The organism is Crenobacter sp. CS_VA4 (assembly GCF_055597485.1).
In genome coordinates this window covers 1-266 of the sequence record NZ_JBVMAE010000134.1, presented here as the reverse complement: position 1 = coordinate 266, position 266 = coordinate 1, and the positions used below count along the sequence as shown (strand labels likewise).

Genomic DNA, 266 nt, shown 5'->3' with positions numbered 1-266 from the left:
CATCTCACCTGGACGGCGGAAGATGCGCTTTGACCTGATCACGCTCTTTCCGGGGGTGATTGCGGAGTTCGGGCGTCTGGGCGTGACCGGGGATGCGTGCCGGCGCGGCAAGCTGAGCTTGCGTGCGCATGACCTGCGCGAGCACGCTGGGCGAAGCCGCCGGCCTGATGACACGCCCTATGGCGGCGGGGCGGGGATGCTGCTGCAGCCCGGGCCGGTCGCTGCGGCAGTGGAGGTTGCGCAGAACGGTCCCCGGCGTCCGGTGG

The 266-nt window shown here is 70.7% G+C and carries 1 pseudogene; it reads left to right on the top strand.

The window, feature by feature from the left end:
- Positions 1-22 precede the first annotated feature (22 nt).
- Positions 23-266 (top strand): annotated as a pseudogene (locus ACZ2IA_RS23030) (hypothetical protein); the annotation flags it as partial.